General features: G+C 72.3%; 22 protein-coding genes. 9 read left to right on the plus strand and 13 right to left on the minus strand.

Annotated elements, in window-relative coordinates; all coding sequences use genetic code 11:
• Positions 1 to 101: 101 nt before the first annotated feature.
• A complete protein-coding gene (locus AB0K67_RS33795) occupies positions 102 to 1,244 on the minus strand; it encodes an ROK family transcriptional regulator (RefSeq protein ID WP_364068234.1) in 1,143 nt (380 codons plus the stop codon).
• Between the two features lie 390 nt (positions 1,245 to 1,634).
• Between AB0K67_RS33795 and tdh the strand changes: the two genes are divergently transcribed.
• The 6 genes from tdh (at position 1,635) to AB0K67_RS33825 (ending at position 7,620) form a co-directional block, all read left to right on the plus strand.
• Entirely contained in the window at positions 1,635 to 2,663 is a 1,029-nt protein-coding gene (gene tdh, locus AB0K67_RS33800; protein WP_364068236.1) for an L-threonine 3-dehydrogenase, read from the plus strand.
• Between the two features lie 65 nt (positions 2,664 to 2,728).
• Entirely contained in the window at positions 2,729 to 3,901 is a 1,173-nt protein-coding gene (locus tag AB0K67_RS33805) for a glycine C-acetyltransferase (RefSeq protein WP_364068238.1), read from the plus strand.
• Between the two features lie 134 nt (positions 3,902 to 4,035).
• Positions 4,036 to 4,938, plus strand: a complete 903-nt coding sequence (locus tag AB0K67_RS33810) for a LysR family transcriptional regulator (protein ID WP_364068240.1) — start codon at positions 4,036 to 4,038, stop codon at positions 4,936 to 4,938.
• Between the two features lie 101 nt (positions 4,939 to 5,039).
• Entirely contained in the window at positions 5,040 to 5,525 is a 486-nt protein-coding gene (locus tag AB0K67_RS33815) for a sigma-70 family RNA polymerase sigma factor (RefSeq protein ID WP_364068242.1), read from the plus strand.
• A 16-nt stretch (positions 5,526 to 5,541) separates the two neighbouring features.
• Positions 5,542 to 6,414 carry a hypothetical protein gene (locus AB0K67_RS33820; RefSeq protein WP_364068244.1) on the plus strand — a complete coding sequence of 291 codons (873 nt, stop codon included), beginning with the start codon at positions 5,542 to 5,544 and terminating at the stop codon, positions 6,412 to 6,414.
• Between the two features lie 24 nt (positions 6,415 to 6,438).
• Positions 6,439 to 7,620, plus strand: a complete 1,182-nt coding sequence (locus tag AB0K67_RS33825) for an MFS transporter (protein WP_364068246.1) — start codon at positions 6,439 to 6,441, stop codon at positions 7,618 to 7,620.
• A gap of 5 nt (positions 7,621 to 7,625) precedes the next feature.
• On the opposite strand, the gene AB0K67_RS33830 is transcribed toward AB0K67_RS33825, so the two are convergent.
• From AB0K67_RS33830 to lhgO, 6 genes are all read right to left on the minus strand, one after another.
• A complete protein-coding gene (locus AB0K67_RS33830; RefSeq protein ID WP_364068248.1) occupies positions 7,626 to 9,401 on the minus strand; it encodes a YfjP family GTPase in 1,776 nt (591 codons plus the stop codon).
• The gene (locus AB0K67_RS33835) at positions 9,398 to 11,449 is read right to left on the minus strand and encodes a GTPase domain-containing protein (protein WP_364068250.1); all 2,052 of its coding nucleotides are present in this window, start codon (positions 11,447 to 11,449) and stop codon (positions 9,398 to 9,400) included. The genes AB0K67_RS33830 and AB0K67_RS33835 overlap by 4 nt, the downstream gene beginning before the upstream one ends.
• 9 nt (positions 11,450 to 11,458) lie before the next feature.
• Positions 11,459 to 12,115, minus strand: a complete 657-nt coding sequence (locus tag AB0K67_RS33840) for a response regulator transcription factor (RefSeq protein ID WP_364068388.1) — start codon at positions 12,113 to 12,115, stop codon at positions 11,459 to 11,461.
• Between the two features lie 65 nt (positions 12,116 to 12,180).
• Positions 12,181 to 13,593, minus strand: a complete 1,413-nt coding sequence (locus AB0K67_RS33845) for a HAMP domain-containing sensor histidine kinase (protein ID WP_364068252.1) — start codon at positions 13,591 to 13,593, stop codon at positions 12,181 to 12,183.
• Positions 13,593 to 14,285: a response regulator transcription factor gene (locus AB0K67_RS33850; RefSeq protein WP_364068254.1), complete on the minus strand. Its 693-nt coding sequence runs from the start codon at positions 14,283 to 14,285 to the stop codon at positions 13,593 to 13,595. The genes AB0K67_RS33845 and AB0K67_RS33850 overlap by 1 nt, the downstream gene beginning before the upstream one ends.
• A gap of 17 nt (positions 14,286 to 14,302) precedes the next feature.
• A complete protein-coding gene (gene lhgO, locus AB0K67_RS33855) occupies positions 14,303 to 15,529 on the minus strand; it encodes an L-2-hydroxyglutarate oxidase (protein WP_364068256.1) in 1,227 nt (408 codons plus the stop codon).
• Between the two features lie 69 nt (positions 15,530 to 15,598).
• Here lhgO and AB0K67_RS33860 point away from each other — a divergent pair, with 69 nt between their 5' ends.
• Positions 15,599 to 16,042, plus strand: a complete 444-nt coding sequence (locus tag AB0K67_RS33860; RefSeq protein ID WP_364068258.1) for a hypothetical protein — start codon at positions 15,599 to 15,601, stop codon at positions 16,040 to 16,042.
• A 238-nt stretch (positions 16,043 to 16,280) separates the two neighbouring features.
• Here the strand turns inward: AB0K67_RS33860 and AB0K67_RS33865 are convergent, their stop codons facing one another.
• Together AB0K67_RS33865 and AB0K67_RS33870 are read right to left on the minus strand one after the other, a co-directional pair.
• Positions 16,281 to 17,309: a hypothetical protein gene (locus tag AB0K67_RS33865; RefSeq protein WP_364068260.1), complete on the minus strand. Its 1,029-nt coding sequence runs from the start codon at positions 17,307 to 17,309 to the stop codon at positions 16,281 to 16,283.
• 48 nt (positions 17,310 to 17,357) lie between these two features.
• Positions 17,358 to 18,602 carry an MATE family efflux transporter gene (locus tag AB0K67_RS33870; RefSeq protein ID WP_364068262.1) on the minus strand — a complete coding sequence of 415 codons (1,245 nt, stop codon included), beginning with the start codon at positions 18,600 to 18,602 and terminating at the stop codon, positions 17,358 to 17,360.
• Positions 18,603 to 18,723: 121 nt separating this feature from the next.
• On the opposite strand from AB0K67_RS33870, the gene AB0K67_RS33875 reads away from it, so the two are divergent.
• Positions 18,724 to 19,692 (plus strand): aldo/keto reductase, encoded by a 969-nt coding sequence (locus tag AB0K67_RS33875; RefSeq protein ID WP_364068263.1) that lies wholly within the window; start codon positions 18,724 to 18,726, stop codon positions 19,690 to 19,692.
• Positions 19,693 to 19,885: 193 nt separating this feature from the next.
• Here AB0K67_RS33875 and thpR read toward each other — a convergent pair whose 3' ends face one another.
• From thpR to AB0K67_RS33890, 3 genes are all read right to left on the minus strand, one after another.
• On the minus strand, positions 19,886 to 20,443 hold the full coding sequence (thpR, locus tag AB0K67_RS33880) for an RNA 2',3'-cyclic phosphodiesterase (RefSeq protein ID WP_364068265.1): 558 nt from the start codon (positions 20,441 to 20,443) through the stop codon (positions 19,886 to 19,888).
• Between the two features lie 61 nt (positions 20,444 to 20,504).
• Positions 20,505 to 20,723, minus strand: coding sequence for a DUF397 domain-containing protein (locus AB0K67_RS33885; RefSeq protein ID WP_364068267.1), 219 nt, complete (start codon positions 20,721 to 20,723; stop codon positions 20,505 to 20,507).
• Positions 20,716 to 21,540: a helix-turn-helix transcriptional regulator gene (locus tag AB0K67_RS33890; protein ID WP_364068269.1), complete on the minus strand. Its 825-nt coding sequence runs from the start codon at positions 21,538 to 21,540 to the stop codon at positions 20,716 to 20,718. Before AB0K67_RS33890 ends, AB0K67_RS33885 begins: the two co-directional genes overlap by 8 nt.
• A 205-nt stretch (positions 21,541 to 21,745) precedes the next feature.
• Between AB0K67_RS33890 and AB0K67_RS33895 the strand changes: the two genes are divergently transcribed.
• Positions 21,746 to 22,171 (plus strand): ATP-binding protein, encoded by a 426-nt coding sequence (locus AB0K67_RS33895; protein ID WP_364068271.1) that lies wholly within the window; start codon positions 21,746 to 21,748, stop codon positions 22,169 to 22,171.
• 220 nt (positions 22,172 to 22,391) lie between these two features.
• Here the strand turns inward: AB0K67_RS33895 and AB0K67_RS33900 are convergent, their stop codons facing one another.
• Positions 22,392 to 23,615, minus strand: coding sequence for an MFS transporter (locus AB0K67_RS33900; RefSeq protein WP_364068273.1), 1,224 nt, complete (start codon positions 23,613 to 23,615; stop codon positions 22,392 to 22,394).
• Positions 23,616 to 23,618: the final 3 nt, after the last annotated feature.

The following is a 23,618-nucleotide window of genomic DNA, read 5'->3' on the forward strand; positions in this document are numbered from 1 at the left end:
GGCAGCCCATGCATTACGTAAGTTGGTTGCCTAAATCTGGCACGCTTTTCCGAAGCAGGTCAAGACACCGGGGAATCGCGCACGAGCGCGCAGCGGATCAGTCAAGCGGGCAGCGTAAAAAGGTCACGTTCGGCGTGGTCGAGGGCCCATCTGATCGCGCCCAGCACGACGCACTCGCGGCCCAGCGTCGAGGCCACCACCGGCGGCGGATAGAGGCAGACGTCCGCGAAACGCTCCGCGATCGGCCCGAGCAGCAGGTCACCGGCCTCGGCCAGGACGCCGCCGATCACCACCAGCTCCGGATCGAGCGGGCTGACCACGGTGAGCAGGCCGTCGCCGAGGTGGCGGGCGAACGCGCGGACGGCGGCGACGGCCTTCTCGTCCCCGGCCCGCGCCCGCTCGATCGCGAACTCGGCGGCCTCGCGCTGCGAGCGCATCTCCCCCGGCTCGGCGGCGAGCGCGTAGTCGACGACGTGCCGGTGCGCCAGCCAGTGATCGCCGGATCGGCGGCCGATCTCGCCCGACGCCGTGTGCGCGCCCCGGTGCGGCCGGCCGCCGATGAGCAGGCCCAGACCGAGCCTGCTGCCGGTGAACAGGTAGACCACGTCGTCGTGGCCGCGCGCCCGCCCGCGCCAGTGCTCGGCCAGCACCGCGAGGCGCATGTCGTTCTCGACCAGCACGGGGGCGGGCAGCCTGCGGGCCAGCTCGCCGCGCAGGTCGAGCCCCGTCCACCCGGCCAGCGCGACGCTCTTGACCACCCGCCCCGAGCCGTCGACCGTGCCCGTCGTGCCGGCGCACACCGCCGCAAGGCCCGACACCGGCAGCCCGGCCCGCGCCGCCACCGTCTCGACCAGCTCCGCGATGGCGTCGAGCCGGTCGGCCGCGGGCATCGAGGCGTGGTGGCGTACGCGATGCGCGGCCACCACCGTGCCGTCGAGGTCGCTCACCATCGCGCGCAGCCAGGACGAGCCGACGCCCACGCCTGCCACGTGACCGGCAGCGGCCCGGAACCTGAAGCGGCGCGCCGGGCGGCCCCGCCTGCGGTCGGCGGGCTCGTCGCCGCACTCCTCGGCCCAGCCGCCCGCGACCAGCTCGTCCACGATGACCTCGGCTGTGGGGCGGGACACCCGGGCCGCGCCCGCCAGCTCGGACACGGTGGACGGTCCGCTCTCGCGCAGGACGCGCAGGATCGCCGCCGAGTTGAGCCTGCGCAGGAGAGAGGCGTCGCCGCTTCGCCGGGTCATCGCGGCCTCCCCAGGAGGGAGGCGTCACCGCTTCGCCGGGTCATCCGGCCTCCCCTCCGTTTATGCCAAGTCGGTTGCCTAATTCTGCCACCCTCAGCGCGAAACGGGTCCGCCTGCGGGCCCCAGTCGTGGAAGCCGGCCCGGCTGCCACAAGGGCCGCGTGAAGCGGGCCGACTTTGCGCGAGGGGATATGGGGGGCAGATCCGCCTGGCGTGGGGCCGCGTGAAGCGGAGCTGTGGGGGCACTTAAGAACTCCTCGATGGACACGTCCCGAGCCGAAGCGGCACAGTGCGTTCCGACGAGTCACATCCGGCGGCTCGCCGGCCCTGCGGGGCGGCGGGGTGACGGGCCGGGGGCTCGTCAGTAGGTTGTGACAGGGGGAGCGACGTCATGAAAGCGCTGGTCAAGAACCAGGCCGAGCCTGGCCTGTGGCTGGTGGACGTGCCCGAGCCGGAGGTCGGTCCCGGCGAGGTGAAGATCCGGGTGCTGCGTACCGGGATCTGCGGCACGGACCTGCATATCCGGAAATTTGACGATTGGGCGCGCCACACGCTGGAGCTCCCGCTCATCGTGGGCCACGAGTTCAGCGGCGAGGTCGTCGAGGTCGCGCCCGGCGTCGAGGACATCGCGGTCGGCGACCTGGTCAGCGGCGAGGGCCACATCGTCTGCGGCAAGTGCCGCAACTGCATGGCGGGACGCCGCCACCTGTGCCGCAACACTATCGGGCTCGGCGTCAACAGGGACGGCGCCTTCGCCGAGTACGTCACGCTGCCCGCCACCAACGTGTGGGTCCACCGCAACCCCGTGCACCCCGACGTCGCCGCCATCTTCGACCCCTTCGGCAACGCCGTGCACACCGCGCTGTCGTTCCCCCTGGTCGGCGAGGACGTGCTGATCACCGGCGCGGGCCCGATCGGCCTCATGGCGGCCGCCGTCGCCACCCACGTGGGCGCGCGCAACGTGATGATCACCGACGTCAGCGACGAGCGGCTCGACCTGGCCGGCAAGCTCGGCGTCACGCTCGCCGTGAACGTCGCCCGCTCCTCCATCGCCGAGGGCATGCGCCAGCTCCACCTGCGCGAGGGCTTCGACGTCGGGCTGGAGATGTCCGGCAACCCGGTGGCCCTGCGCGACATGATCGCCGGCATGACCCACGGCGGCAAGATCGCCATGCTGGGGCTGCCCGCCGAGGAGTTCGCCATCGACTGGTCGACGGTCGTCACCTCCATGCTCACCATCAAGGGCGTCTACGGCCGTGAGATGTACGAGACCTGGTACAACATGTCGGTCCTGCTGGAGAAGGGCCTCGACCTCACCCCGGTGATCACCGACCGGTTCTCGTACCGGGACTTCGACGCCGCCTTCGACACGGCGGCGAGCGGCCGTACGGGCAAGGTCATCCTCGACTGGAGCGAGTGAGCCGTGAGCACGGGCCACGAGCCGACGGAGACCGCAGCGTCATCGACCATGAACAGGAGCGCTTGATGTTCACCAACGTGCGCGAGCAGCTGCGTGCGACGCTCGACGAGATCACCGAGGCCGGGCTGCTCAAGCCCGAGCGCGTCATCTCCACCCCGCAGAGCTCCCAGGTGAGCGTGGCCGGGCGCGAGGTGCTCAACTTCTGCGCCAACAACTACCTGGGCCTGGCCGACGACCCCCGGGTGATCGAGGCGGCCAAGCAGGCGCTCGACCGTTGGGGGTTCGGCATGGCCTCCGTGCGGTTCATCTGCGGCACCCAGGAGGTGCACAAGGAGCTGGAGTCCCGCCTGTCCGACTTCCTCGGCATGGAGGACACCGTCCTGTACAGCTCCTGCTTCGACGCCAACGGCGGCGTGTTCGAGACCCTGCTCGACGCCCAGGACGCGGTGATCTCCGACGCGCTCAACCACGCCAGCATCATCGACGGCATCCGCCTGTCCAAGGCCAAGCGCCTGCGCTACGCCAACCGTGACATGGCCGAGCTGGAGTCGCGGCTGAAGGAGGCGTCGGACGCGCGGCGGCGGCTCATCGTGACCGACGGCGTGTTCTCCATGGACGGCTACGTCGCGCCGCTGCGCGAGATCTGCGACCTGGCCGACCGGTACGACGCCATGGTCATGGTCGACGACTCCCACGCGGTCGGCTTCGTCGGCCCCACCGGGCGCGGCACGCCGGAGCTGCACGGCGTGACCGACCGGATCGACATCATCACCGGCACCCTGGGCAAGGCGCTCGGCGGGGCCAGCGGCGGCTACGTCTCGGCCCGCAAGGAGATCTGCGAGCTGCTGCGGCAGCGCTCCCGCCCGTACCTGTTCTCCAACTCGCTCGCGCCCGTCATCGCATCGGCGTCGCTGCGCATCCTCGACCTGCTGGAGACCACCAGCGAGGCCCGTGAACGGCTGCGCGCCAACACCGTGCGCTTCCGCGAGGGGATGACGAAGGCCGGGTTCGACATCCTGCCGGGCGACCACCCGATCGTGCCCGTCATGATCGGCGACGCCGCCGAGGCCGCCGCGATGGCCGAGCGCCTGCTCGACCTGGGCATCTACGTGATCGGCTTCTCCTACCCCGTCGTCCCGCACGGGCAGGCGCGCATCCGCGTGCAGCTCTCGGCCGCCCACTCGCCCGAGGACGTGGACCGCGCGATCGAGGCGTTCACCCAGGCCCGCGCCGCCTGACCACCGCGCCTCGGGGCTCCGCGCCTGGGGACTCCGCGCCTCGGCTCCGGGCCCGCCCGGCCCTCAGCCCGCCAGAACCCAGAACAGGGTGGGGCCGGGGCCGCGGGAGCGGCTGAGCAGCGTATTCTCGCTGCGTGATTGACACGCGGCGGCTGCGTACGCTGCGGGCGGTGGCCGACCACGGCACGGTCACCGCCGCGGCGGCCGCGCTGCACCTGACGCCCTCCGCCGTGTCCCAGCAACTGGCCGCGCTGGAGCACGAGGTGGGCCACCGCCTGCTCAATCGCGACGGGCGCGGCGTGCACCTCACCGCTGTCGGCAAGATCATGCTGGCCCATGCCAACGAGGTGCTCGCCCAGCTCGAACGCGCCGAGGCGGAGGTGGCGGCGTACACGACGGGCGAGGCCGGCGAGGTCACCGTGACCTGCTTCGCCACCGCGATCAGCGCCGTGCTCTCCCCCGCGATCACCGCGCTGCGCACCACCGCGCCCGGCGTGCGCGTCCGCGTCCTCGACGCCGAGGGCGACCAGGGCCTGGCCATGCTGCTCGACGAGCGCGCCGACCTGGCCATCGCGGTGGAGTACCGCGGCGCGCCCGACGCCGCCGACCGCCGCCTGTCGCGCCATCCCCTGTACGCCGAGCCGTTCGACCTGGTGCTCCCCCGCGATCATCCGCTGGCCGGTTCCGCGACGCTGGTGTCGCTGGCCCGCGAGACCTGGATCGGCCCCTACCCGGGCAACCCGGTGCACGACGTGATCACGTTCGCCTGCCAGCAGGCCGGTTTCACGCCCGACCTCGTCCACTGCTCCGACGACTTCCGCGCCGTGGTCGCCCTGGTCGGCGCCGGTGCCGGGGTGGCGCTCGTCCCCCGGCTCGCGCTGCGCGACATGGCGCTGCGCGGGGTCGTGGTGCGCCACACGCCGGGTCCCGAACGCCGCGTCTTCGCCGCCGTACGCCGGGGCTCCGACGCCCATCCCCTGCTGCGCCCGCTCCTCGCCGCGCTCCGCGAGGTGGCCGGATCGCTCGGAACGGGCTGAAACACTCCTGTCATATCCGGACATCTCCTCGGGTGTGTTCGCCGATCGGAAGGACCACTCCATGGGCCCACCTGAGCCCGAGCAACGCTTCGAGGAGCTTTATGTGGCGACTATCCCGCCATCGCCACATATGTCAGGCGGCGCGCGTCCCGGACGACATCGCCGACGTGATCGCCGAGACCTTCACCACGGCCTGGCGGCGGCTCGACGACATCCCCCGGCGCGAGGAGGAGGCCAGACTCTGGCTGTACGGCGTCGCCAGGCGGGTGCTCGCCAACCACTTCCGCGCCGAGGAGCGCAGGACCGCCCTGGCCGCCAGGCTCCGCGAGGAGGCCGCCTCCTGGGCCGTGCCCGACAGGACGCACGACCCGGCATACCAGGCGTTTCAGCGACTCAGCGACGACGACAGGGAACTGCTCTCGCTGGTCGCCTGGGAAGGACTCAGCGGACCCGAGATCGCCAAGGTGCTCGGCTGCTCGCGCGGCGCCGCCCGCATCCGGCTGCACCGCGCACGCAAGCGGCTGGCCAAAGAGCTGGCCGCCCTCGACCCCACATCGCCGCCTACGGCAGCCGTGCCGTCTCCCTAGCGAAGGGACACTGACCATGACCAAGCAGGACATCGACGACGTCGTCTCCCGGTTCGCCGCCCCCGCCGTCACCTCCGTCAGCGAGGGCGCCCGCGACCTGATGCACCAGATCATCGCCGCCTCGCCCGCCCCCGCCCCCGCGAAGTCCCGCAAGCGCCTGGGCCTGCGCGTGGCGCTCCCCGCCGGCGCGCTGCTCGCCGCCGGCGCCGTGGCCGCCACCGCCTGGGTCTTCCCCGCCCAGCCCGCCTCCGCGCTCAGCATCAAGCAGGAGGGCGGCTACTACGTCATCGAGATCAAGGACCTGTACGCCAACCCTAAGGTGTACGAGCAGGAGCTGCGCAGGGTCGGCCTCGACATCACGCTCCGCGTCCGGCCCGCGACCGCCGCCTACGAACGCCTGATCCGCCCCGTACGGCCCGACTACACGTACATCAAGGAGATCAAGAGCATCCTCCCGCCGGGCCCTTGCCACAACCAGAGCGGCTGCGCCGTCGGCGTCAAGATCCCCAAGGACTTCTCCGGCACCGCCACGATCGACGTGTTCCGCCAGGCACAGCCCGGCGAGAAGTATGAGAGCATCACCGAGTTCAACGCCAAGGGCGAGCCGATGCACTGTGTGCGCTACCTCAACAAGAGGGTCAGCGACGTGCTGGCCATGCTGAAGGAGCGCGGGGTGCGGGTCAACGAATACTTCGACTCCACCCTCGTCGGCAGGGACGACGGCACCGCCAGGCTCGAATCGGTGCCCGGCGACTGGCACGTCGACGGCGGCGCGCTCACCGAACCCGGCGTGGCTTTCCTGTCGGTCTCGAAGGACCCGATGCCCCAGGAGAAGATCACCTTCCTGAATGAGAAGTCGCTGCGGGCGTACGGCTGCCCGATCGTGTGATCTTCGCCAGGTAGCCTGCGGCGCATGACGCGCGACGGGCCGGGCGGTCTCCCCTACCGGAGGCTGCTCGGCCTGCCCGGCGTCGCGGCGCAGGCCGTGCTCGGGTTCCTCGCCCAGCTCACCCAGCAGGTGGCGCCCGTCGGCATCGTGCTCGTGACGCAGCACGCCACCGGGTCGCTGGCCTTCGCGGGGGCGACGGCGGCGGCGTTCTCGGTGGGCGCGGGCATGGGACGTCCGGTGCAGGGGCGGCTGATGGACCGGCACGACGCCGGGCCGGTGCTGGCCGGCACGGCGCTCCTGCACGTGGCGGCGCTGCTGGCGCTGCTCGCCTGCGCCCGCGACGGCCTGCCGTGGTGGCCGCTGCCGGTGCTCGCCTGGACGGCGGGCATGGGGCTGCCGCCGATCTCGGTCAGCATGCGCATCGCGTGGGGCGCCAGGATGGCCGCCGAGGGGCGCACCGCCGCCTACAGCCTCGTCTACCTGGTGCAGGAGCTGGCCATGATGATGGGGCCGCTGGCGTTCGGGCTGCTGATCGCGGTCACCTCGTCGTCGATGGCGCTGGGCGTGGTCGCGGCGGCGGCCGGGGCCGGGACACTGGCCTTCGCCCGCGCGCTGCGCACGGGGAGGACCACGGCCATACGGCAGCGGGGGCGGGTGTTCGCCGACCGGCGGATGCTCATGCTGCTGGCCGTCACCACGCTGCTCGGCGCCGTCGTCGGGGCGCTGCAGGTGGGCGTGCCCGCGCTGGCCGCCGCCCGCGACATACCCGCCGCCACCGGAGTGCTCGTGGCCGCCCTATCGCTGGGCGGCATCGCGGGCGCCGCCGCCTACGGAGCCCGCGTCTGGCGGCTGCCCGTCCCCGTACGGCTGGCCGGGCTGCTGCTGGCGCTGGGGCTCGTACTCGCGCCGCTGATCCTGGTGGGGGCGCTGGCCGTGTTCTGGATCATGCTCTTCGCGGGCGGGCTCATGCTCAACCCGTCTCTCACGACGTCGTCGCTGCTGGTGGACGAGTACGCGCCCGCCGCGCAGGCGGAGGCGTTCGGCTGGGTGTCCACGACGCTCGGCATCGGCGGCGCGCTGGGATCCGCCGCCGCCGGTACGGTGGGCGAGCATGTCGGCCCCTCGGCACCCTTCCTCGCCGCCGCCGCATTCGCCTTGGGCGGCGCCGCCCTCGCCGCCACCCTCATCCGCCGCCGCCCCCTCTGAGTGCCTCAGCCGCGCGCCACTTCGAGCGCCTCGGTGAAGCGGGCGTAGGTGGCGAGTTCCGCCTGGGCGGGCTCGATCACCAGCTCGTGGCCGACCTGGCCGATGGCCGTACGCAGCGCCTTCGCCGTACGGCGGGCCCTGCGCCGCCCGCCTGCCCAGGCCGCAAGGCGTGACAGCAGCGCGATGACCACGCCCGCTACCGCGCCGCCCACCAGCAGCACCGTCGGCCACGGCACCGGCCCGGCGGTCGGGAGCGGCGGCTGCGGCAGACGCAGATAGTCCATCGCGAACAGCACGCCCAGCCAGATCGCGCCCGCCAGCAGGGCGGCGAAGACCAGCCACTGGAGGAGGTTCACCGCCCGCCACCACCGTGGCCGCCTGGTCGCACCCGCCGAGGTCGTGGCCACGACCCGGTCGACGGCGTCCGTCAGCTCGGTGGCGCGCGACCTGGCCGCCTGCCGTACGGCGGCCGCCCAGGGGCCCGGCAGCCCGCCGGCCGCCACCTCGGCGACGTCCCTGATCGCGGTCTCGACCTGGGCGCGCTGCGCGACCGACGCGGCGGGCACCGACGTACGCCCGACGACCTCCCTGCCGTCCCCATCCCGCCTGCCCCGTGGCGGCTCGATGCGCAGCCTCCGCAGCGGATCCGGCCTGAACCTCCGCAGCCACCTCGTCACCGGCCACCCGGTGGCCACCACCGCGCGGTGCCGGTGCCCCTTCGCCACGGCCTCCACGATCACCGGCACACCGGCCGCCGCGCACAACGCCCCGGTCAGCCCCCGCCCGGCCCCGTCCAGCCGCTTGGCCACCTCGTCCTTACCAGGACCGCCACCAGCGGCGATCGCGGGCGGCTGACCGGGGGCATGCCGGCCACCGGGTGTCGCGGACGGCTCGCCGGGAGCAAGGTGGACGCTGCCGATCGGAGGCGGCTCGCCGGGAGCAAGGTGGACGCTGCCGATCGGAGGCGGCTCGCCGGCGGCGAGGTGGTCGGCGGCGGTCGTGAGGTCGGCCGACAGGCGGGCCGACCACGAGCGGCGGTCCGCGACGCGCTGGGCGAGCAGCGTACGCAGGGCGTCGAGGCCCTGCCCGGTCGTGGCCGAGACGGCGAGAACAGGGACGCCGGTCAGCCCGTCGCCCTCCAGAAGGCGGCGCAGATCGTCGAGACAGCGCTCGACGGCGGCCGGAGGCAACCTGTCCACCTGGTTGAGCACCATCACCGTCACATCGCGGTGCCCGGCCAGCGGACGCAGGTAGCGTTCGTGCAGCGCGGCGTCGGCGTACTTCTGCGGGTCCACCACCCACACCAGCAGGTCCACCTGGCTCACCAGGCGGTCCACCTCCAGGCGGTGCGACAGGCGGATGGAGTCGTGGTCGGGCAGGTCGAGCAGGACGAGACCGGCCAGGTCGCCCGCCCCGGTCGCCTCGCTCGCCGAGTGGCGGTACGGCACCTCCAGCCAGTCGAGGAGCGGGCCCGCGCCGTCGCCGTCCCACAGGGCGGCCTGGGCGGCCGAGGTCGTGGGCCTGGTGACGCCGACGTCCGCGAGCTTCTTCCCGGCCAGCGCGTTGTACAGCGAGGACTTGCCGCTGCCCGTGGCGCCGGCCAGGGCGACCACGGTGTGGTCGAGTGACAGCTCGCGCCGTGCCCCCGCGCGTCCGGCCACCTCGCGGGCCGCCGCCACGGCCTCGTCGGGGAGCCGTCCCGCGCCCAGGTCGGCGGCCTCGATCAGGGCGGCGAGCCGGGAGTCGAGCGACGGCCCCTCCTTGCGGCGCAGCAGCTTCACGCGCCCTCCCCCCGCTCAGGACGCCCGCCCGGCCCGCGCTCCCCGGCCCCGGGTTCCGGCCCCCCTGCCCCAGGCTCCGGTCTTTCGGGACCGCCGCCCAGCCCTTCACCACCCGGCCCTTCACCGCCCAGCCCTTCACCACCCGGCCCTTCACCGCCCGGCCGTCGGCCTCCGCCGCCCCCAGTCGGCTCCTCGCCACCGCCCCGCAGACCCTCGCCGCCCTGAGCCGGGCCCTCGCCACCTTGGCGCGGGTCCGCGTCCGGCGACGCGCCTTCTCCAGAGCCAGGGCCGGGCGGGAGAGGGCGGTCTTCGACCGCGCCAGGGACCGGAAGCTCGGCCGTCGGGGCGGTGCCGGGGAGTTCGGTGCGGTGTTCCTGGATGCGGCGGGCGGCCAAGCGGAGGGCGTCGGCGGTGTCCCCGGGCGGTTCGACGGTCGCCAGGAGGTCGAGGAACCGGTCCGCCTCCTCGGCGAGCAGCTCCCGCACGCGCTCCCGCAGGTCCTCGCGGGCCAGGGCGGTGAGCGTACGTACGGCCTGATCACCGAAGACGGCCTCAAGGAGCTTCTGCGACAGCACGCTGGTGCCGCCCGCGATGCCGACCTCGATTCCGGTGAGCCCTCCGGTGGAGGCGAAGACGGCCAGCATGAGCAGCAGCCCGGCGCCGTTCACGCCGAAGGAGGCCGCCCGGGCGGCGGTGCGCCGTTCGGCGCCCTCCTCGCGGACGAGGTCCAGCACGTACGCCTGCCACCCCCGCACCGCCGCCTCGGCCCGCCGTCCGAGATCAGGGGATGCCCGGCCGAGACGAGCGGACTCGACGGCGCCGAGGCGGTCGAGCAGCCCAGGACCGCCTGGCGCGGCCGACCAGCCTTCGAGCGCCCGCTCGGCGGCCCCGTCGGCGGCGCCTCTGATGAGCGATTCGACCCCGCTCTCCAGTGCGTCGCGGAGCTGCACCTCGGGCATCCGCCCGGTGAAGAACCCGACGACGCGGTCACGCAGCCACCCGACGCGGCTCTCCAGGGAACGCATGAGATCGCCGGTGCCGATGAAGTCCTGCCAGCGGGCCAGCACCTCGCCGCGCAGCAGCGAGCCGTCGCGCATGCCCTCGTCGAAGTCGGCCATGCCGCCCGCGTACGCGGCCTCCACGATGTCGCGCAGCCCGTCGAAGGCGTCCTGCTGGCGTTCGACGGCGGCGGCGAGCGCCGGCACGCGGGTGGCCAGGCTGTCGAGCGCCCCGGTGAGCGTCTGCCGCACGACCATGGACCGCTGGGCGGCGTCGGCGGCCAGCCCGGCCAGCCAGTCGGCGATGGGCCGTACGGACTCGGCGGGCAGCCGGGCCTTCTCATCGGGCAGCGCCGCCTCGGGCACGGTGAACAGCCGGGTGCCCTCAAGACCGTTCTCGCGCAGCAGCCGGCCCAGGTCGCGGGAGACGGGCTCGACGGCTTCGGGCGGCACCCGGTCGAGTACGACGGCGAGCGCGGTGCTGCGTTCGCGGGCCGAGCGCAGGAAGCCCCACGGCACCTCGTCGGCGTAGCGGGCGGCGGTGGTGACGAACAGCCACAGGTCGGCGGCGGCCAGGAGCTGGGCCGCCAGCTCGCGGTTGGCGGTGACCACGGAGTCGATGTCGGGCGCGTCGAGCAGCGCGAGCCCGGCTCCGAGCGCGGACGAGGTGACAAGGCTCAGGTCGCCGGGCCCTTCGCCGGTGGCGCGCGACAGGCCGGGCAGCACGTTCTTGCCCATGAACCAGGCCCGGTCGGCGGGGTTGACGACGAGCGTGGGCACGAGCGTGGTGGGCCGCAGCACGCCAGGCTCGGCGACGTTGGCGCCGACGAGCGAGTTGACCAGCGTGGACTTGCCGGCGCCGGTGGAGCCGCCGACGACGGCGAGCAGCGGCGCGTCGAGCGCGCGCAGCCGGGGCAGCAGGTAGTCGTCGAGCTGCCCGGTCAGCGCGCGCAGCGCACGCCGGTCGGCCGCGGCGTCGCCGACGGCCAGCGGGAACAGCTCCCGGTCCAGCGGCCGACGCAACGACTCGAGCGCGCCGAGCAGGTCCATACCTGCACGCTAACCCGCAGGTGGCTCCCTCAACACGTAACCCACGCTGCGCAGCGTGTGAATGAGCCGCGGCTCGACGTCGTCCACCTTGCGCCGCAGGTACGACACGTACGACTCGACCACGCCCGCGTCGCCGCCGAAGTCGTAGTTCCACACGTGGTCGAGGATCTGCGCCTTCGACAGCACCCGACCCGCGTTGATCATGAAGTAGTGCAGCAGCTTGAACTCGGTCGGCGACAGGCGTACCTGCCGCCCTGCCCGCCACACCTCGCGCGTCTCCTCGTCCAGCTCCAGGTCGGCCACCTTGAGCTTGCTGACCGGCGCGGCGTCGCCCCGGGTGCGGCGCAGCACCGCGCGGATCCTGGCCTGCACCTCTTCCAGGCTGAACGGCTTGGTCACGTAGTCGTCGCCGACGCGCAGCCCGGCGATCTTGTCCTCGGTGGCGTCGCGGGCGGTGAGGAACAGCACGGGCGCGTCGATGCGCTTGGCCACCTCGAACCCGTCGAGGTCGGGCAGCATGACGTCGAGCACCACAAGGTCGGGCGAGGCGCGTACGGCGACCTCGACGGCCTCCTCGCCGTCGGCGGCGGTCAGCACCTCGAACCCGGAGAAGCGCAGGCTGGCGGCGAGCAGGTCCCTGATGCTGGGCTCGTCGTCCACGACCATGATCAACGCCTCGGCATTCGTCACCTACTTAGAGTGACGCAGCATTCTGAGGGTTAGCTGAACGCTCACTCCAAGGCGAGTGGGAGTTCGACGCGGAAGGTGGAGCCGGCCTCGGGCGAGCTCTGCACGGTGACGGTGCCGTCGTGGGCCTCGACGAGGGCCTGCACGATGGCCAGGCCCAGGCCGCTGCCGCGGTCCTCGGCGGAGCGGCGGCGCGAGCGGGCGGAGTCGGCCCGGTAGAAGCGCTCGAAGACGTGCTCGACCTGCTCGGGCGTGAGTCCTGGGCCACTGTCGACGACCTCGACGAACACCTTGTCGGCGGTGCCGCCGGCCCGCACCACGATCGGGGAGCCCGGCTCGGTGTGCACGATGGCGTTGGTGACGAGGTTGCTGATGACCTGGCGCAGCCGCACCTCGTCGCCGGAGACGATGAGCGCCGCACCGCCGACCACGTCCAGCTTGATCTCCCGGTCGGGGGCGAGGATCCGGGCATCCTGTACGGCGTCCGCCGCCAGCGCCAGCATGTCCACCGGCTGCATGCGCAGCGGACGCTGCTGGTCCACCCTGGCGAGCAGCAGCAGGTCGTCCACCAGCAGGCTCATCCTGGCCGCCGCCTTCTCCACGCGCTGCATCAGCTCGGCGGAGTCGGCCTGCGGGTTCTGCCTGGCGTACTCGGCGAAACCGCGGATCGAGGTGAGCGGGGTGCGCAGCTCGTGGGAGGCGTCGCCGACGAACTGCCGCATGCGGTCCTCCGAGCGGCGGGCCGCGGCCTCGGAGGCCGACCTGGCGGCGAACGCGGCCTCGATCTGGGCCAGCATGCCGTTGAGCGACCTGGCCAGGCCGCCCACCTCGGTGCGGGGGTCGCCGTCGGGCACCCTGCGGCCCAGCTCGCCGCCCGCGATGGCCTCGGCCGTACGCTCGATCTCGGCCAGCGGACGCATGCTGCGCCGCACGATCGTGACGCCGGCGACCGCCAGGATGAGCAGGATCCCGCCACCGCCGCACAGCTCGATGAGCACGAGCCTGCGGGTGATGGCGTCCACCTCTTCCAGGTCGACCGCGACGACGAGCGTGCGCCACGGCCCCTCGGTCTCCAGCACCCGCCACTCGCCGTCGCCGCTCACGGCGGGCGCGGTGTAGGGCTCGTGGCCCGGCCTGGCCGCGAGCACGGGCTTCGGCTTGGCGTCCACGTCGCGGTCGTTCAGCATGGGGACGAACTCGCCGCCCCGCTCCTTGACCAGCGCGATCGCGTCGGACTCGATGAGGATCGGCCGCTCGGGCGTCTCCCTGTCCTTGCGCCAGTCGCTCCTGACCTTCTTCTCCATGCGCGCGCTGAGCAGGTGGAGCTGGCTGTCCACCCGGTCGATCAGGTAGCCGTGCAGGACGGAGACGCTCACCAGGCCGATGAAGAACATGCCGAGGCCGAGCAGCGCCAGCATCGACGCGATGAGCTTGATCCGCAGCGGCAGACCGCGCATCAGCTGCCCGGCGGCAGGCGCATGACGTATCCGACGCCGCGCAGGGTGTGGATGAGCCTGGGGCTCCGGTTGTCGATCTTGCGGCGCAGCACGGACACGTACGACTCGACGATCCCCACCTCGCCGCGGAAGTCGTAGTCCCACACGTGGTCGAGGATCTGCGGCTTGGACAGGACGCGACCCGCGTTCGTCATGAAGTAGCGCAGGAGCTTGAACTCGGTGGGCGACAGCGCGACGGCGGTGCCGCCGCGCCACACCTCGTGGCTCTCCTCGTCCAGCTCGATGTCGGCGAACGTCAGCCTGGGCGGGGCCGCCTGCGCGTCACCGCTCGTACGGCGCAGCACGGCGTGGATCCTGGCGACCACCTCCTCCAGGCTGAACGGCTTGGTCACGTAGTCGTCGCCGCCGATCGTGAGACCGCGGATCTTGTCCTCGGTCTCGTCGCGCGCGGTCAGGAACACCACCGGCGTGTGCATCCCGCCGCCGCGCATCCGCTTGACGATCTCGAAACCGTCCAGGTCGGGCAGCATGACGTCGAGCACCACGAGGTCGGGGCGGTGGCGTTGGACGGCGGCGACGGCGTCGAGTCCGCTCTTAGCCGTGGTCACGTCGAAACCCGCGAACCTCAGGCTCGCGGCGAGGAGTTCGAGGATGTTCGGGTCGTCCTCGACTATCAGCAGGCGTGATTCCATCACATCCAAGGATGCCCTCATCGGACGAGTGCTGGGACAATTCCGGCAATGTGCCGGGCGATCGCCAGGCTCGACGTGGCCGCGGGTGAGGGCGCGTTGCGGACCAGGACGACCTTGCCGTGCACGTCCACGACGAAGTCGTCCACCAGGCGGCCGTTTCTGGCGACGGCCTGGGCGCGGACGCCGCCCGGAGCTCTCTCCAGGTCATCGGCGGTCAGCTCGGGTACGTAGCGGCGGGCGGCTTCGAAGAACGCGCCCTTGACGAGCGAGCCGTAGATCTCCTTGATGCCGGTACGCCAGTGGGCCCTGGCCATGCGCAGCGTCCCCGGCCACCCCAAGATTTGCCGAAAATTGCCGAGATTTCGCCACTTGTAGCCTTCGTAGGCGAGCGCCAGCACCGCGTTCGGCCCCACCAGCACGCCCCCGTCGATCCGCCGCGTCAGATGCACGCCCAGGAACGGATACCGCGGGTCGGGCACCGGGTAGATCAGGCCGCGCACGAGGCCGGCTGCGGCGCCCTTGAGCGCGTAGTACTCGCCCCTGAACGGCACGATCCGCACCTCGCCCGGCGCGCCCGCCATCTCGGCCACCGCGTCGGTGCCCAGGCCGGCGCAGACCACCAGGCGGTCGAAGGCCAGCCGCTGCCGCCCGGCCACCACCTCCACCTTGCCTGCGCGTTCCCTGATGGCCCTGACGGGGGCGGACAGGCGTACCGAGCCGCCCAGCTCGGCCACGTCCTGGGCGAGCCGGCGCGCGACGGCGGGGAAGTCGCAGATCGCGGTGCGCGGCGAGTGGATCGCGCCGACGCCGACCGCGTGCGGCTCGATCTCGCGCAGCCCGAGCCCGTCCAGCTCGGCGACGTCCGGCACGCCGTTGGCGCGCGCCCGCTGGGCCAGCGCCGCGAGCAGCGGCCGCTCGGCACGGGTGCTCGCCACCACGAGCTTGCCGACCTCCTCGTACGGCAGCCCGTGCCCGGAGCAGTACTCCTTGAGCAGCGCCACGCCCTCCCTGCAGAGCCGCGCCTTGAGCGAGCCCGGCGGGTAGTAGATGCCCGCGTGCACGACGCCGCTGTTGTGGCCGGTCTGGTGGGCCCCGACGCGGTCCTCCTTCTCCAGCACGGTCACCTCGGCGCCTCTGGTGCCGGCCAGCTCGCGCGCCACCGCCAGCCCGACGATGCCCGCGCCCACGACTCCGATCTTCTCCGTCACACGCCGATTGTCCGACTTACCGCCCGTCGCCGCCATATCCGGCTGGTCCGGGACCGCGCCGGGGCGCCCTCCCACCCTTAATCGAACTTCAGTACGATTGGCGGTATGTACGTCCCGCCAGAGTGGCCCGCCGAGGTCCGCCCGCCCAGCGTGCCCGACTGGGAGACCTCAGCCGTGGCCTGGCTGCTCGATGCGGTGCCGCCGGACTATCGGGCGTACGAGGTGCTCAGACGGCACCCCGTGGCGCTGGCCGCGATGGCCCGCCACCACGTGAAGTCCGCCGTCGAGGCCGCCCGCGCCGGCTACCGCGCCGCCGCCGTCGACCTGAAGGGCCACCTGCCGCCGCACGCCATCGAGGCCGTGCTCGACACCTACCGCGAGGAGGGGCCGCGGCTGGTGCGGCTGTCGCGCTCGATCGAGGTGGTCGAGCGCGCGCTGAGAGGCGACATGTTCACCGCCACCATGCGCCCCGAAGGCCGCGCTCACCGTCCCCGACCGGCACCGACCGGCCGCGACCGGACCGGACCCAACCGGCCCGACCAGCCCTGACCGGACCCAACCGGCCCGACCAGCCCTGACCGGTCCTGAGCGGCCCGACTGGCCAGCCTGTCCAACCCCGACCCGGCCTGACCAGCCTGCCCTGCCTCTGATCGGCCCTGACGGGCGCTGACGAGCGCCGACGCGGGCGCGCTCGCGAGCACCGGCAAAGCCGCGAGTGCCAGCAAAAGCCGCGTGCACTGGCAAAAGCTCGCGGGCACCGGTGAAAGCCCACAGACCCGGCGGCGGTTCAGCGGGTGCGGCGGGCCAGGAACGTGATCACGCTGATCGCGATGGCCGCGGCGGCCAGCCAGATGAGCACGTCCCTGCCGGTCAGCCCGCCCGACGAGTCCGCGGGCGCCGCCTGTGGGCTCTCACCGTCACCGCCCCCGTCCTTCGATGACGTCTCCGACGGGGTCGGCGTCGGTGTGGGCGAGGGCTCGGCGGAGCTCGGGAGCGGCACCCGATAGACCGGACTGCGCGGCCCCTCGCTGCCGGTGAGCAGCGCCTTGCCGTCGGCCGTGTACGCGATCGACTCGGCCTGCTTCAGATCCGGCATCGTCACCCTGGCCAGCACCTCGCCATTGGGCTTGTAGAGGGTGGCGGAGAAGTAGGTGCGCACGACGTACGACGACCCGTCGGGCGCGTACGCGGCGTCCGTGGCCATGATGGGCGCGGAGGCGACCCGGCGCAGCACGTTGACCCGGTCGCTGCGCAGCTTCTTCGGCGCGGCGTAGACCGACCCGGCGAACTCCTTGGACACGACGTACAGCCGCCCGGTCTTCGGGTGCACCATGATGCCCTCGGCGTTGCGCGCCCCGTCGGCGTAGCGGAGGCGGTAACGGACGGCGGGCAGCGTGGCGTCGGCGAGAGTGCGCGGCTCGGCCACCTTGTAGACGGAGACGTCGGGCCACGCGCCGTCGAGGTTGTCGCCGATGTCGGCGAACCAGAGCACGCCGCGACCGGTCGCCGGGTCCTTGCTCGCGGCCATGGCCTCCCAGTCGCGGGCCTCGGCGCCACGGAGATGGAAAGTGGCGAGCGTGCGCCCCTTGCCGTCCACCGCGTAGAAGACGGGGGCGGCTGAGCTGTCGTTGTGGGTGTAGTAGACGCCGTCGTGGGTCGGCGACACGGCCAGGCCGCTGGACTCCGTGATGCGTTCGTCCCGGAAGGTGAACAGCTTCTCCATGCCGTCATCGCCAGGCGCCGCGAGCGCGGGCGCGGCGGGCAGCAGGCACACGGCCGCGACGACGGCGAGCATCCTGATCACGAAGTCCCCCACGCTCGCCATCATGCACCACAAGCCGGGCATCCCGGCCCAACGCCGCGCTCAGACGGTCACGGCCGCGCCGACCCTGGCGCTGTGCCGGTGGAAGCCCAGCCCCTGCAGCACCACCAGCAGCGCGTTGGCCGCCGTCATGGCCGTCCACAGCCCGGTGATGCCCCAGGTCCGCGCCACGGGCACGACGGAGAGGAGCAGCAGCCCGTACGCCACCGCGAAGGAGCCCAGGCTGGACGACGACCGCTTGAGCGCCGTGAGACCGAAGCCGCGCACCGCCTGGGCGGCGTCGAGCGCCGCCGAGAGCAGCATGAGCGGCAGCAGCCCGAGCACCCGGTCGCGCACGGCCGGATCGTCGGTGAACAGCGCCGTCAGCGGCCCGCCCGCCATAAGCAGCAGCGCCGCCATCACGAGCGTCCCCGACACGGCGAGCAGCGCGGCGACCCGCCCGGCCCGCCGCGCGCCGGCGGTGTCGGTGGCGCGGGCGATCTCCGGCACCGCGGCCTGCGCGATGGCCAGCGACATCATCATGATCAGGCTGGTCAGCGTGGTCAGCACGGCGTGGGCGGCGGTGTCGCGGGGGCTCGTGGTGCCGGCCGCGAACGTCACCGCGCCCAGCACCGCGAACTTGATGAGCACGGTGGCGGCCAGCGGGATGCTGACCCGCGCCAGCTTGGCGATCTCGCGCGGCCGCGGCCGGCTCTGTCCGATCGGGCGGCCCACGGCCAGCCGTACGTTGAGCGCCCCCACCAGCGCCGACACCACGCCGCCCGTCAGCCAGGCGATGCCCGCCCCGGTCAGCCCCATCGACGGCACGAGCAGCGCGGTGAGCCCGCCCTGCACCAGGCCGAAGCCGAGGGTGGGCCAGAGCATGTTACGGCTGCGGCCGAGCGCGACCAGGATGGTGCCCGCGCCGCCGGTGGAGGCGAAGAGCAGCACGTACCCCGCAAGGAACCAGGGCAGCAGCCCCATCTCGGCCACCACCTGGCCGGGCACCCCGGTGGCCGTGGCGAGCAGCGGCACGCATAAGACGGCGAGCGCGCCCATCGTGCCGACCGACAGGCTGAGCCAGCGCGCGTCGCGGATCACCGGAACGGCGGACGCGGGGTCGTCGCGGAAGGGCGCGACGAACGGCCCGAGCCCGCGCAGCGCCCCCGTCACGGCCGAGGAGGCCGGGTTGAGCACGGCCGTGACCACCGCGTACGCGGCCAGCGTCACCGTGTCGTGCTGCCCGAGCACCGAGGTGACCAGCAGCGAGCCGATCATTCCGGCGATCATCGCCAGACAGATCGGCACGGCCGAACGCAGGAGGGTGATCGCTAAGGAAGGGGGACGGCCGCCGGATGCCGTCGCGCCGGAAATCACCCGAGAAATGGTATGGCCTGGAGTGCACTCCAGGTCTTTAGGGTTGTGAGCCATGGATTACGTCAACCTCGGACGCAGCGGACTCCTGGTGAGCCCGCTCTGCCTCGGCACCATGAACTTCGGCCCGCGGACGACGGAGGAGGACTCCTTCGCCATCATGGACCGGGCCCACGAGCTGGGGATCAACTTCTTCGACACGGCCAACGTCTACGGCGGTGTCAAGGGCGAGGGCATCACCGAGACCATCCTGGGCAAGTGGTTCGCCAAGGGCGGGGGCCGCAGGGAGCGTACGGTCATCGCGACCAAGGTCTACGGCGACATGGGCGACTGGCCCAACGAGCGCCGGCTGTCGGCGCTCAACATCCGCCGGGCGTGCGACGCCTCGCTGAAGCGGATGCAGACCGACTACATCGACATCTACCAGGCACACCACGTCGACAGGCTGACCCCGTTCGAGGAGTTCTGGGAGGCCATGGAGGTCCTGCGGCAGCAGGGCAAGATCATTTACGTGGGTTCGTCGAACTTCGCCGGCTGGCACCTCGCCAAGGCGCAGGAGACGGCGGCCCGCCGCAACTTCATGGGCCTGATCAGCGAGCAGACCCACTACAACCTGCTGACCCGCGCGCCGGAGCTGGAGGTGCTGCCCGCGGCCGAGGACTACGGCCTCGGCGTGATCCCGTGGAGCCCGCTGGCCGGCGGCCTGCTCGGCGGCGTGCTGCGCAAGATCGACAAGGGCCGCTCGGCCGCCGACAACATGGTCAAGCAGCTCGAGAAGCACCGCGACAAGATCGAGCAGTACGAGAAGTTCTGCGACGAGCTGGGCGAGCACCCGGCCAACGTGGCGCTGGCCTGGCTGCTCAAGCAGCGCGCGGTCGCCGCGCCGATCATCGGCCCGCGCACGATGGAGCAGCTTGAGGGCAGCCTGCGCGCCCTGGAGATCGAGCTGGACGAGGCCGCGCTGGCCCGCCTGGACGAGATCTTCCCGGGCCACCGCACCGCCCCGGAGGACTACGCCTGGTAAGCCGGCCGCGTCTTGAGGTGTGACCGTTCGCCGGCCGCCCGCCCTGGGCGGTCGGCGACGCGGCCCATCATCAGGCACGCACGCCGGCGAGCCGGGCGGTCAGGCCAGCACGGCTCCGACGATCACGATCAGCAGCAGCAGGCCCAGAACGACGGGCAGCAACCAGGGGCGAGGACGGTCCACGCCCTGGAGCCTAGCCCCGCTCGGCGGGTGCCAGCGCCCATTCGGCGAGTGACTCGTACCTCATCGCGGGACCGGTGTGGCTGCGGACGAGCCGTACCCGCTCGGCCCGCCACCGCGACCCGCTGAACCCCGACAGCGCCTCGACCAGCGGCCGCAGATCGGTCTCCGTCTTGGCGCGGGCCAGCGTGAGATGCGGATGGAACCGTTTCTCGTCCGTCTGCGCGGCCCCGGCCCGCCGCGCGCCCGCCCTGACGGAGTCGGCCAGCCTGACCATCGAGTCGCCGGTGACGCCCGCCCAGAACACGCGTGCCCGGCGTGCGGACGAGAAGGCTCCGAATCCTTCGAAGGCCAGGTCGAGCGCGGAGTGGCGGCGTACGGCCCGGGCCAGGCGCACCTCCAGCTCCGGCAGCACCGCCTCGGGCACCTCGCCGAAGAAGCCGAGCGTGATGTGCCACAGCGCACGGTCAGGCCAGCGCAGGCCGGGCACCTGCCCGACGTAGGGGGCGATGGCGTCGGCGATCTCGTCCAGCACCGCATCGGGCGGCACCACCGCCGCGAACAACCTCATATCTCCTCATCCTGCCGAACCATCGGCGGCAGGAAAAAGGATCGTCCGCCTGCCGGGCCCGTCAGGAGAGGTCGAACTCCCCCTTGGACGCACCGTCCAGGAAGGCGCGCCACTCGTCCCGGGTGAAGGTCAGCACCGGCCCCTTCCCGCGGTCCTTCGTGTCACGCACGAGAACGCTGTCGTCGGCACGCCGCATCACCTCGACGCAGCTGCCACCGTTTCCTCCCGACGCCTTGGCCTTGGTCCACACGCCAACGGTCAGCCCGCCCGCATCAGCCATAGCTCGCCATCACCTCACGGATCGTCTCCCGGCTCTGATCGACCGGGTACGCGATGCTGGAAAGAATCTCCCACCGCACGATAAGGGCTTGCACGGTCTCGGCGCGACAAGTGACCCGCCCTTCCTCCGCGCTTTCCAAATAGGCGTGGTCCGCGCCGCCGTCCATGAGCGTCGCCACCTCGAACGCGCCGAGACAGCCCGTCGTCAGGCCCGCGGCCAGCGGCACGATGCGCACCGTGACGTACGGAGGACGCAGGACGTCGAGGATCTTGGCCAGCTGCGCCCGCATCACCTCCTTCCCGCCGACGGGGCGCCGCAGGACGCTCTCGTCGATGAGCGCGGAGTACAGCGGCGGGCGGGCGCGGGAGAAGACGGACTGCCGGTGCATCCGGAAGCGCACCGCCTGCCGCGTCTCCTCGTCGGTGGCCCCCGGCTCGCCCAGGAACACCCGCGTCGCGTAGCCCTCCGTCTGGAGCAGGCCGGGGATCAGCATCGGCTCCCACGTACGGATCGTGTGCGCCGACGTCTCGACCCTCGGCCACTCCCTGAACCACTTCGGGGCCATGGTCTGCCCCTGGATCACCGGCACCAGCTCCATGAGCTGGCCGTCCAGGCCGAGCGCCCGCTCGACCGCGCGCGTGTAGTCGCCGGTGGGCTTGCGCACGAGGCGCTCGACGTGGCCCACGGCGCTCTCGCTGTACGGCAGCAGGCTCGCCAGGCGCTCCTGGCTCAGGCCCCTGCCCAGCCGGAAGCTGCGCTGCCGCCTGGCGTACTCCCGCCACGCCTCTCTGCTCGGATCGTCCCCCTCTGGTGCCATATCGCGCTCCTTGGGTAATTCGGCGGATCGACACGCACCGTGCTCGGCTACTAACTGTACGGAAACTGTACGCCCGAATTCCGCCCCCAACCCGGCCGATGAAAGCCCATGCTGATGAGACCCCTCCAGCGCGCGCCGGATGGCGTGCGGCGGGAGAGCGTACGAGCCGGGATCGGCGTTGTACGCCTGACGGGCCGAGGTGACCATGCAGAGAGCGGTAGCAGCGAACTCGTACACCAGCGTGAAGGTCTGGCTCATCGACGACCTGGACGACCCGGGCCGGCTGCCGGCGCTGGCGCGGCGCGAGCTGCGCGAGTGGGTGCCGGACCATCCGGCGCTGGCGGATCTCCAGCTCGCCGCCTCCGAGCTGGTGGCCAACGCGCTGGAGCACGGAGGCGGCCCGTGGGTGCGGATGAGCCTGCTCCCCGTACAGGAGGAGGGCCGGCACTACTGGCGGCTCGCCGTCATCGACCCGGGCAGGAACGGAGATGTGCCGCTGCCGCGCACGCCGGGGCCCGAGGACACGCGGGGGCGTGGCCTGTGGCTGGTGCACGGCCTGACGGGCGGCTGCTGGGGCACGGGCCTGACGCGGATAGGCGAACGCGTCGTCTGGGCCCTGTTCGCCCGCTGACGGCACTCAGCCGTACGGAAAGCCGTGTACTCAGCACGGAAAGCCGCGCACTCAGCCGTACGGATAGCCGTACGAAGAAGCAGCCGGGCGAAGAAGCAGCCGGGCGAAGAACAGCCGGGCAGAAGACCCGGGCAGAGGACAGCCGGGCAAAGAAAACGGGCGCCCGCGTACGGACGCCCGCCTCTCCCCACGTTCAGCACCCACGACGTGGGCTCATGACTCATGCCACCGCGAGCGCCGACCTCCCCACCCGAGCGGTGATCAGGCGGGTCATCAGCACCGCCAGGCCCGTGCCCACGAGGACCAGCACGCCGGAGAGCAGCACGCCCATCCGCGGGCCGCCCAGCTCGGACAGCCAGCCGATCAGCGGCGCGCCGAGCGGCGCCCCGCCGGTGAAGACGAGCATGTAGATGCCCATGACGCGGCCCCGCATGTCGGGCGAGGTGGCGATCTGCACGCTGGAGTTCGCGGCCGTGTTGATGGTGATCAACGCGATCCCGGTCGGCACCAGCAGCAGCAGGTAGATCGGGTAGAACGGCGCGACGGCCGTGGCGATCTGGAACAGCCCGAACCCGATCGCCCCCGCGAACAGCACCTTGCGGGTCAGCCTGGCCCGCCGCGCGGCCAGCAGGGCGCCGGCGAGCGCGCCGACCGCGAACATGCTGGAGGCCAGCCCGAACGAGGACGCACCCGCGCCGAACACCTCGCGCGCCATCAGCGCGATGGACATCGAGAACGACTGCGAGAACATCGACACGAACGCGATCAGCAGCACCGGCATGAGGATCTCCTCGTGCTGCAGCACGTACTTCAGGCCCTCGCGGAGCTGCCCCTTGGCCCGCGGCACGGGTTCGGACTCGTTCAGCTCGGACTTGCGCATGAAGACCAGGCTGGAGATCACGCCGCCGAACGTCAGCGCGTTGATCAGGAAGATCGGTCCGGTGCCGCCCAGCACGTAGATCAGCACACCGGCCAGAGCCGGGCCGACCACGCGCGCCAGGTTGAAGATGGAGCTGTTGAGCGCGATCGCGTTGGGCAGGTCCGTACGGCCGACCATCTCGACCACGAACGCCTGCCGGGTCGGCACCTCCACGCAGGAGATCATGCCGAGCAGGAACGCCATCACGTACACGTGCCACACCTGGGCGCTGCCGGTCATCGTCAGGATGCCGATGGTCAGCGCGAGCCCGGCCATGAGGGTCTGGGCCGTGATGAGGATGGGCCGCTTGGGGTAGCGGTCGGCGAGCACGCCGCCGAACATCCCGAACAGCAGCATCGGCAGGAACTGCAGGGCGGTGGCCGTGCCGAGCGCGGAGGCGCTGCCGTGCGTCAGGTCGAGGACGAGCCAGTCCTGGGCGGTGCGCTGCAGCCAGGTGCCCACGTTGGAGACCGCGCCCCCGGCTGCGAACATGCGGTAGTTGCGAACCCTGAGAGACCGGAACATTCC

The sequence above is a fragment of the Nonomuraea sp. NPDC052634 genome, from assembly GCF_040678535.1.
GTDB lineage: Bacteria > Actinomycetota > Actinomycetes > Streptosporangiales > Streptosporangiaceae > Nonomuraea > Nonomuraea fastidiosa.